Genomic DNA, 9,236 nt, shown 5'->3' on the forward strand with positions numbered 1-9,236 from the left:
TGTGACGGGCGGCGGCGCGCCTCACCGGCCATCCTGGGGAGAGCGCAGGGCAACGTGTTCGACTTTCTTAATTCCGGGCAGTACGACGTGCTCGGAGCCTTCTGGGTGACGGTTCAGCTCACCCTCTACTCGGCGGTCGGGTCCCTGGTCTGGGGCACCCTCCTGGCCGGGATGCGGGTCAGCCCGGTCCCGGTGATGCGGGCCTTCGGCACCGCGTACGTCAACACCGTGCGCAACACGCCGCTGACTCTGCTGATCCTCGGCTGTTCACTGGGCCTGTACCAGACTCTGAGCATCACGCTCGGCGGCGACGGCTCCAAGGACATCAGCTTCCGCCTCGCGATCCTGGGGCTCATCGCCTACACCGGAACCTTCGTCTGCGAAGCCATCCGCTCGGGCATCAACACCGTTCCGGTGGGACAGGCCGAGGCCGCCCGCGCGCTCGGGCTGAGCTTCTTCCAGGTACTCACCTTGATCGTGCTCCCCCAGGCCTTCCGCGCGGTCGTCGGACCGCTGACGAACGTCCTGATCGCCCTCACCAAGAACACCACGGTGGCGGCGACGATCGGTGTGGCCGAGGCGGCCCTGCTGATGAAGGAAATGCTGGAGAACGAGGCGGACGCGATCTTCGCCGTCTTCGCGGTCTTCGCTCTCGGCTTCGTCCTGCTGACCCTGCCCACCGGCCTGCTGCTGGGCTGGGTGGCCAAGCGAGTGGCGGTGAAGCGATGAGCTCCGTTCTGTACGACACCCCCGGCCCCAAGGCCAAGGCCCGCAACTGGGTCTACACCGGTGCCTTCCTGGTGGTTCTCGCTCTGGCCCTGTGGTGGGCGCTCTCCCTCATGGCGGAGAAGAACCAGCTCGACGCCGCCAAGTGGTCCCCGTTCGTCACCGACGGCCAGATCTGGACTACGTTCCTCCTGCCCGGCCTCGGCGAGACCCTCAAGGCCGGCCTGATCGCCATGGTGATCGCGCTGCCCCTGGGCGCGCTGCTCGGCATCGCGCGGCTCTCCGACCACGCGTGGGTCCGCGTCCCGGTCGGCGCGGTCGTGGAGTTCTTCCGCGCCATCCCGGTCCTGATGCTGATGTTCTTCAGCTCCGCCCTGTACGTGCTGCTCGGTACCGTCAGCTCCGACCTGCGGCCGCTGTACGCGGTGGTCACCGGCCTGGTCCTGTACAACGCCTCGGTCATCGCCGAGATCGTCCGCGCCGGCATCCTGACGCTGCCGCGCGGCCAGACCGACGCGGCCAAGGCGATCGGCATGCGCAAGGGCCAGATCATGACGTACGTCCTGGTCCCGCAGGCCGTCACGGCGATGCTGCCCGCGCTGGTCAGCCAGCTCGTGGTGATCCTCAAGGACACGGCGCTCGGCGGCGCGGCCCTGGGCTTCGCGGACCTGATGTCGATGAACCGGCAGATCTCCGCCAACTACAGCAACACCATCGCGACCATGGTCGTGATCGCCCTGATCTACATCGCGGTGAACTTCACGCTCACCACCGTCGCCTCCTGGCTCGAAGGACGGCTGCGGAAGTCGCAGAAGGGCACCGGCGCGGTCGTCGCCGGGGATGTGGCCGAGGTCGACGCGGGCGGCGCCGCCGGCGTGGGCGCGGCTCCCTGACGACTCTCCCCGGCTCGGGCGGCTGACGTCCGGTCAGTACACTTGTGTGACACCTGTGGTGCGGCGGAACTCATCCGCCGCACCACACGGCGTTGGCGGGGCCGGGTGTCACTTGACGCAGGCACCTCCAGTGGGTTGCATACGTTCTGTGATCACATACCGGACATCGGGAGCCGCATCATGGACCCGGTGATCGTCGTCGGCGCGGGGCCCGTCGGACTGTCGCTGGCCCTGGCCCTGGCAGGCTCGGGTGTGCCCTGCGTCGTGCTCGACGAGGGACCGGGCAAGGACCTGCCCCGACCTGCCCGTACGGTCGTCCTGCACGAGGACACCTCGGCCATGGTCCACCGGCTGGGCTGTACGACGCTGCGCGACGAGGGGGCGCTGTTCGCCGCCTGGCGCACCATGCGGCGCCGCAGCCGTGCCGACGACGCCCGGCGCATCACCTTCGAGGACCGCCAGGCGCCCCTGCACCTGCCGCAGCACGCCCTCACGCGCGGGCTGCGCGACACCGCGGCCGCACATCCGCTGGTCCAGATGGTCACCGACAGCAAGCTGGACTCCCTGGAGCAGGACGACTGCGGGGTCACCGCGCACACCCGGGGCGCCGAGACCACCTGGTGGCGGGGGAGTTATCTGGTCGGCTGCGACGGAGCCCGCTCCACCGTGCGCAGGCTGCTCGGCATCCGCTTCCCGGGCCGCACGGCCGTCGAACGGCACGCCGTGGCCGCCCTGCGCACCGAACTGCCCTGGCCCGGCGAGGCCCTGCTGCACCGCGACCCGCCGCAGGAGACCACCGCCCGGCCGCTGCCCGACGGGGTGTGGCGGCTGGACTGGCTGCTCCCGGGCCGCGGGGAACTGGTCACGCCCGACGTGCTCGTCACCCTGATCCGGGACACCCTGGCCGCGTGGTGCGGGGGCACCACTCCCCCGTACGAACTGCTCGACACCGGGGTCCACACGCTGCACCACCGGCTCGCCCGGCGCTGGCGTGACCGCCGGGCCTTCCTCGCCGGGGACGCCGCCCACCTGCTGGGCGCGCTCGGCACGCAGGGCGTCGACGAGGGGCTGCGGGACGCCGAGAACCTCGCCTGGAAGCTGTCCCTGGCCTGGCACCAGGGGGCTTCGGAGGCCCTGCTCGACAGCTACGAGGGCGAGCGCCGCACGGCGGTCGCGGCCCGGCTGCGCGCCGCCGACCAGGCGATGCCCGTACTGCGCGGGGGCGGCGGGCTGCGGACGTACCTGCCTGGCGCCACCCGCTCCGGGGAACTGCTGCTGACCGACGGCCACTTGGGGCGGGGGCCGCTGGGCGCGACGCCGACGTACGCCCCGCCCGTGGCCGTGCGCGAGGTGCCCACCGACACGGAGCCGGGCGGTCAGGTCGCCAACGTACCCGTGACCGCGCCCGACGGGTCGACGGTGCCGCTGCGCGACCTGCTGGGGCGCGGCCGCCTGCTGGTGGTGCTGGTCGCCCCGGGCACCGGGGTCTGGGACCGGCGGCACTGGCTGGGCGCCGGTCTGATGCCGCGGCTGGCGGCGGCGGTGAGCGCCCTCCCCGTCCGCACCGAACTGCTGGTCGCGGACGGCTACCCGGGGGCGCCCGCGCACACCGTGCTCCTGGTCCGGCCGGACGGGCACCTGGCGGCGACCTTCGCCGGCGTGCGCCCCGCGGAGCTGTACGAGGCGGCTGACACGGTCCGGGGCGGGGCGCCCGCGCCGCTCGACGAGTCTTCCGCCACACATCCAGCCGTGATCGATTGACCGGTCCGAGGTCCTCGTGCTTCACTCGCGGACATGACCGGCAACGACGTACGCCTGTGGCGGAGGGTCCATATGGACCTGCTCCGCTACGCGGGCTGCGTGTGTCGCCCTTCCTGCTGATTCGCCCTTCCCCCCGCGCGCTCCGCGCGCACTTTCGCGAACCTTCAGGACGGTCACGCCCTCATGTCTGCGCCCCTTGCACCCAGTGCATCCACTGCGCCCCCCGCACTTCCGCACGCCCCCGTGCACGCCCCCGCACGCTCCGCCGCGGTGACGGCCGCGGAACTCCTCGACTTCGCCCTGCGCACCGCCGCCGACCCGGCGGTCATCGACTCCCTCCCCCTCGACCCCGAGGGCCGCACCTGGATCCGTCTCGCCGGGCCGGGCGGCAGCGAGGCCTGGGTGATCGGCTGGCCGCCGGGCACCGGCACCGGCTGGCACGACCACGCCGAGTCGCAGGGCGCGTTCGTCACAGCCCGCGGCCGGCTCAGGGAGCACTCGCTGGCGGTGCGGCTCCCCTCCGAGGGCTGGCGGAGCCTGGAACTCGCCCCCGACCTGGACCGCAGCCGCAGTCTGGGCCCGGGCACGGGCCGGGCCTTCGGCGAGCACCACGTCCACGAGGTGCTCAACGAATCGGCGGCGGAGCACGCCGTCTCGGTGCACGCGTACTACCCGCCGCTGCCCCTGATCCGCCGCTACAGCCGCACCGGCCGGGTGCTCACGCTGGAGCAGGTCGAGCGTCCGGAGGACTGGCAGTGAGCGCCCCCGTCGGCATCGACGCCCTGCTGGAACGGATCCGTTCGGCGTACACCCGCATCGACGCGGCGCAGGCGTACGCGGCGTTCCGGGCGGGCGACGCCCTCCTGGTGGACGTCCGGTACCAGGCGCTGCGCGACCGCGACGGCCTGATCCCGGGTGCGCTGGTGGTCGAACGCAACGAACTGGAGTGGCGCCTGGACCCCCAGGGCTCGCACCGCGCCCCCGAGGCCACCTCGCACGACCTGCGGGTCGTGGTGATCTGCAACGAGGGGTACGCCTCCTCACTCGCGGCGGCCTCCCTCCACGCGCTGGGCCTGCACCGGGCCACGGACCTGACCGGCGGCTTCCAGGCCTGGAAAGCCGCCGGCCTCCCGGTCACCCCTGCCCCCGCGCCTTCCAGCCCGCCCGGCGTCTGAACACCGGGTCCGCGTCCCCTCCGCCGGAGCGGTGGGGACCCGGGCCACCGGGGCGCGGGCCGCTACCGCGAGGTGGCGACCTCCACCGGAGGCACCCGCAGCGCGACCCGCCCCGGCAGGGCGGTGGCCGCGAGGGCCAGCAGTCCCGCCACTCCCAGCACCCCCACGTACACCACCGGCAGCACCGCCGGCGCGGCCGCTCCCGTCATGCCCACGCTGAACGAGGTCAGGACGGCCAGCGCGATCCCCGACCCCAGAACCGCGCCGATCAGCAGCACCGCCAGCGCCTCCGTCCGCAGCATCCGCAGCACCTGGCGCCGCTTGGCCCCGGCCAGCCGCAGCATCGCGAACTCCCGCAGCCGCTCCGACGTGGACATCGCCAGGGTGTTGACCACCGCGATGGCGGTGAAGGCCAGCACCAGCCCCATCGCCAGCAGGTTGACCTCGGCGCCGGCCTGCTGCTGCTCCGCCCGCGCCGCGTCCGCGTCCCGCGCCGACAGCACCCCGACCCCCGGGAACGCGCGCACCGCCGCGGCCAGCTGTTCGCGACCGGTCCCCGGCGCGGCCGCCACGAGCACGCTGCTCGCCAGCGGATTGTCCACGTGCGCCGCGACCAGGTCGTGGGGCAGCGTCAGGTCACCGAAACCCAGCCCCCGCGCGTATACGGCCGAGACGGTCAGCGTGACGGGGGTCCCGTCGCCCAGCGACAGGTCCAGCGGACTCCCCGGCTTCAGCCCCAGCTGATCGGCGGCCACCTCGCTCACCGCCACGTTCTTCTCGCCGAACCCCTCCAGGCTCCCGCTCGTCACACCGGGGTCCCAGGTGCGGGTCAGCCCGGCCGGGGTGACGCCCTGCGCGCCGTACTTCGTCAGCCCCACCCGTACGGAGGTGCGCACGATCTCGGTGGCCGCCGTGACCCCGGGGGTCCGGCGGACGCTCTCCGCGGCACCGCCGGTGACGCCCGGCCCCTGCGCGGCCAGCACCCACCCCGCCCGGACCCCCTCTCGGGCCTGCGCCCGGCCGGCGTTGCCCAGGGTCGGGGTGATGAACAGGACGGTGCAGGTCATGCCGATCAGCAGGGCGAGCGGGGTGACCGCGGAGGCCATGCGGGTGGCGTTGCCGCGCAGGTTCGCGGCGGCCAGGTGCCCGCCCGGGCCGGCCAGCCGCAGCGGGCCGGCGAGCAGTGCGGTGGCGCCGCGGACCAGCAGCGGGCCGAGCAGCGAGACCGCCCCGGCCAGGACCACGACCGCGAGGAAGGTCACCGGGGTCGACGCCGGCTCGGTGCGCAGCGCGCTCAGGACGGCGACCAGCACGACTCCGCCGGCCAGCAGCAGCGCCCCGATCACGATCCGGATCCATGCGGGCCGGCCCCGTTCGACGGCGGCTTCGGCGAGCGCCTCGGCCGGGCGGATGCGGGCGATCCGGCACCCGGTGATCCGGGCCGCGGCCCAGGCTCCGAGCAGGCTCGCGCCGACGGCGGCGATCATCGGGAAGATCCCGGCGGAGCGCTCCAGGTTTGCGGGCACGACCCCGCTCTCGACGAACCGGCCGTGCAGCCAGGCGGCGAGCGGGAGTCCGGCGAGCGCCCCGGCGACACCGGCGGCCAGGCCCACGAGCAGGGCCTCGCGGCCGATCATGCGGCGCAGCTGCTTCGGGGTGGCGGCGATGGCCCGCAGCAGGGCGAGCTCGCGGTGGCGCTGCTGGACGGAGAGGGCGAAGGTGCCGACAACGACGAGGATCGCGACGAGCAGCGACGTGCCGCCCATGGCCCCGCCCATGGAGACCAGCTTGATGCGCGCACCGGCCGCGTCGAGGAACTCCACGGGCCCGCGGTCGTCGCCCGTGGTGACCTGTGCGCCGGTGCCCTCGAGCGCCCGGCCGATCCGCCCGGCCAGCTCACCGGGGTGGGTCCCGGGCGCCGGGAGGATCCCGACGGCGGTGACCTGTCCGTCGCGGGCGGCCTGCCGCTGCGCCTCGGCGTCGGTGAAGAACAGGGTGTGCTGCCGGGCGAGGTCACCGCGGGCGGTCTGCGCGATGCCGCTCACGGTGTACGTCCTGGGCTCGCCGGTGGCCTGCACGGGGAGGGCTGCGCCGATCTTCAGCCCTGCGCGGGCGGCCAGGTCGCGGTCGATGACGACGTCGCCGCCGCTCTGGGGGGCGTGGCCCTCGGCGAGGGTGAAGGGGGTGAGCACGGCGGAGGTCCAGGCGTGCCCGTACGAGGGCTTCGCGGCGCCGGGCGCCTTGACGAGCGGAACGGCCTGGAAGCTGAGCTCGGGCACGGCCCGCTCGACGCCCGGCACGGAGCGGACCGCTTCCACGGTGGCGGCGGGGAGCCAGGCCCGCTCGGCGACGGGCTTGGCCTTGTGCTTCGTCTTCGCCTTCTGCGGATCGCCCTTCTTCACCTTGACCGTGGTCTGGTGCACGTTCTGGTCCGCGGAGACGACGACGAGCGTGGCCGCGTAGCGCTCGGTGGCGATCTTTCCACGGAGTCCCGTCTCCAGGAGCGTGCCGCAGGCGGTGATCAGGGCGGCAGCGCACAGGAGCGCGACGAAGGCGCCGAGGAAGCCGGCTTTGCGGTCCCGGACGGTCTGGAGGGCGTAACGCAGCATCATGCGGTCAACTCTGGCGCCGGAAGAGCCTGTTGGCAGTGAAGCGCCCTGGCGTCCCGGCCCGGGGGCTAGCCCCACCCCCCGGGCCCCGCGGCCTGGTTCAGAACCGGGGGTACCCCGGGTCGTCGCCCGCGTCCGTGCCGTCGTCGGCCTCTTGTTCCAGCGCGCGCCGGACCACCCGCAGGGCCATGCCCTCCGGGTATCCCTTGCGGGCGAGCATCCCGGCGAGGCGCCGGATCCGCTTGTCCCGCTCCAGGCCCCGGGTGGCACGGAGCTTGCGCTCCACGAGCTCCCGGGCGGTCTGCTCCTCCTGGTCGGAGTCCAGCTGTTCCAGGGCCTCCTGGACGAGGGTGGCGTGCACCCCCTTGGTGCGCAGCTCCTGCGCGAGTGCCCGGCGGGCGAGGCCCCGGCCGCGGTGCCGGGACTCGACCCAGGCCCCGGCGAAGGCGGCGTCGTCGATCAGGCCGACCTCCTCGAACCGGGAGAGGACCTCCTGCGACACCTCCTCGGGGATGCCCCGCTTGTCGAGGGCGTCCGCGAGCTGCCACCGGGTGCGCGGCATCCCGGTGAGCAGGCGCAGGCAGATCGCCCGCGCCTGCTCCTCGGGACTCTGGGGCGGCAGTTCCGGGCGGGCTTCCCGGCCGCCTTCGCGACGGTTCTCCCGGCCGCCGGTTCCGCCGCCCCTTTCCTGCTCCCGCACGGTCAGCTCTTGGCGACGGCGGCCTTGGCCGTCGTCTTGGCCTTCGACGCGGGGGCGGGCACGGCCGCGGCGTCGGCCGGCGCAGCAGCGGTGGCCGCCTCGTCGGTGGCGGCGTCCTTGCGCACGCCCACGCCCAGCTTCTCCTTGATCTTCCGCTCGATCTCGTTGGCGAGGTCGGGGTTGTCCTTCAGGAAGTTGCGGGCGTTCTCCTTGCCCTGGCCGAGCTGGTCGCCCTCGTACGTGTACCAGGCGCCGGCCTTGCGGATGAAGCCGTGCTCCACGCCCATGTCGATCAGGCCGCCCTCGCGGCTGATGCCCTGGCCGTAGAGGATGTCGAACTCGGCCTGCTTGAAGGGCGGCGCGACCTTGTTCTTGACCACCTTGCAGCGGGTGCGGTTGCCGACCGCCTCCGTGCCGTCCTTGAGGGTCTCGATGCGGCGGATGTCGATGCGCACGGAGGCGTAGAACTTCAGCGCGCGGCCACCGGTGGTGGTCTCCGGCGAGCCGAACATCACACCGATCTTCTCGCGGAGCTGGTTGATGAAGATCGCGGTGGTCTTGGACTGGTTGAGCGCACCGGTGATCTTCCGGAGCGCCTGGCTCATCAGCCGGGCCTGGAGACCCACGTGCGAGTCGCCCATCTCGCCCTCGATCTCCGCGCGCGGCACGAGCGCGGCCACGGAGTCGATGACGATGAGGTCGAGGGCGCCGGAGCGGACCAGCATGTCCACGATCTCCAGCGCCTGCTCGCCGGTGTCCGGCTGCGACAGGATGAGGTTGTCGGTGTCGACGCCGAGGGCCTTCGCGTACTCCGGGTCGAGCGCGTGCTCGGCGTCCACGAAGGCGACGGTGCCGCCGGCCTTCTGCGCGTTGGCCACGGCGTGCAGGGTCAGGGTCGTCTTACCGGAGGACTCCGGGCCGTACACCTCGATCACACGGCCGCGGGGCAGCCCGCCGACGCCGAGGGCGATGTCCAGCGCGGTCGACCCGGTGGGGATGACCTCGATGGGGTCGTTCGGCTTGTCGCCGAGGCGCATGACCGCACCCTTGCCGAATTGCCGTTCAATCTGTGCGAGAGCGGCGTCGAGAGCCTTCTCGCGGTCGGTGCCTGCCATGGGTTCCACCCGGTTTGCTTGAGTCGATCGCTTCACGCCATTGACGCTAACGCCTGCCACTGACAATGCGCTCCCGCGCCCGTCTCGGCTGTGGATAACTCATCAGAATGGATGTTCGATTTCCCTGTCAAGCGCACCGGGGGGGGGGGGGGGGGGGGGGGGGGGGGGGGGGGGGGGGGGGGGGGGGGGGGGGGGGGGGGGGGGGGGGGGCGGGGGGCCGCGGCCGGGGGGGCGGCGCCGGCGCGGGCGGGGCGCGC

Annotated in this window: 8 protein-coding genes and 1 pseudogene; 6 read left to right on the forward strand and 3 right to left on the reverse strand. The window is 73.4% G+C overall.

Features of this window, described 5'->3' with window-relative positions; all coding sequences use genetic code 11:
- Positions 1-54 precede the first annotated feature (54 nt).
- The 6 genes from ACIPK4_RS34670 (at position 55) to ACIPK4_RS34695 (ending at position 4,555) form a co-directional block, all read left to right on the forward strand.
- Positions 55-729, forward strand: coding sequence for an amino acid ABC transporter permease (locus ACIPK4_RS34670; protein WP_376197243.1), 675 nt, complete (start codon positions 55-57; stop codon positions 727-729).
- Positions 726-1,619, forward strand: a complete 894-nt coding sequence (locus tag ACIPK4_RS34675) for an amino acid ABC transporter permease (RefSeq protein ID WP_402320434.1) — start codon at positions 726-728, stop codon at positions 1,617-1,619. Before ACIPK4_RS34670 ends, ACIPK4_RS34675 begins: the two co-directional genes overlap by 4 nt.
- Positions 1,620-1,799: 180 nt before the next feature.
- Positions 1,800-3,380: an FAD-dependent monooxygenase gene (locus ACIPK4_RS34680; RefSeq protein ID WP_402320437.1), complete on the forward strand. Its 1,581-nt coding sequence runs from the start codon at positions 1,800-1,802 to the stop codon at positions 3,378-3,380.
- Positions 3,381-3,452: 72 nt separating this feature from the next.
- Positions 3,453-3,500 carry a hypothetical protein gene (locus ACIPK4_RS34685; protein WP_311314449.1) on the forward strand — a complete coding sequence of 16 codons (48 nt, stop codon included), beginning with the start codon at positions 3,453-3,455 and terminating at the stop codon, positions 3,498-3,500.
- Positions 3,501-3,563: 63 nt separating this feature from the next.
- Positions 3,564-4,139, forward strand: coding sequence for a cysteine dioxygenase (locus tag ACIPK4_RS34690; RefSeq protein WP_402320440.1), 576 nt, complete (start codon positions 3,564-3,566; stop codon positions 4,137-4,139).
- The gene (locus tag ACIPK4_RS34695; protein ID WP_402320496.1) at positions 4,130-4,555 is read left to right on the forward strand and encodes a rhodanese-like domain-containing protein; all 426 of its coding nucleotides are present in this window, start codon (positions 4,130-4,132) and stop codon (positions 4,553-4,555) included. Before ACIPK4_RS34690 ends, ACIPK4_RS34695 begins: the two co-directional genes overlap by 10 nt.
- 62 nt (positions 4,556-4,617) lie before the next feature.
- Here ACIPK4_RS34695 and ACIPK4_RS34700 read toward each other — a convergent pair whose 3' ends face one another.
- From ACIPK4_RS34700 to recA, 3 genes and pseudogenes are all read right to left on the reverse strand, one after another.
- Positions 4,618-7,167 (reverse strand): FtsX-like permease family protein, encoded by a 2,550-nt coding sequence (locus tag ACIPK4_RS34700; RefSeq protein WP_402320442.1) that lies wholly within the window; start codon positions 7,165-7,167, stop codon positions 4,618-4,620.
- A 97-nt stretch (positions 7,168-7,264) separates the two neighbouring features.
- Positions 7,265-7,969 (reverse strand): annotated as a pseudogene (gene recX, locus ACIPK4_RS34705) (recombination regulator RecX); the annotation flags it as partial.
- Positions 7,867-8,979 (reverse strand): recombinase RecA, encoded by a 1,113-nt coding sequence (gene recA / locus ACIPK4_RS34710; RefSeq protein ID WP_054225880.1) that lies wholly within the window; start codon positions 8,977-8,979, stop codon positions 7,867-7,869. The gene recA and the pseudogene recX, both read right to left, overlap by 103 nt.
- Positions 8,980-9,236: the final 257 nt, after the last annotated feature.

The organism is Streptomyces sp. NPDC086989 (genome assembly GCF_044745505.1).
In the GTDB taxonomy this organism is placed as follows: Bacteria; Actinomycetota; Actinomycetes; order Streptomycetales; family Streptomycetaceae; genus Streptomyces.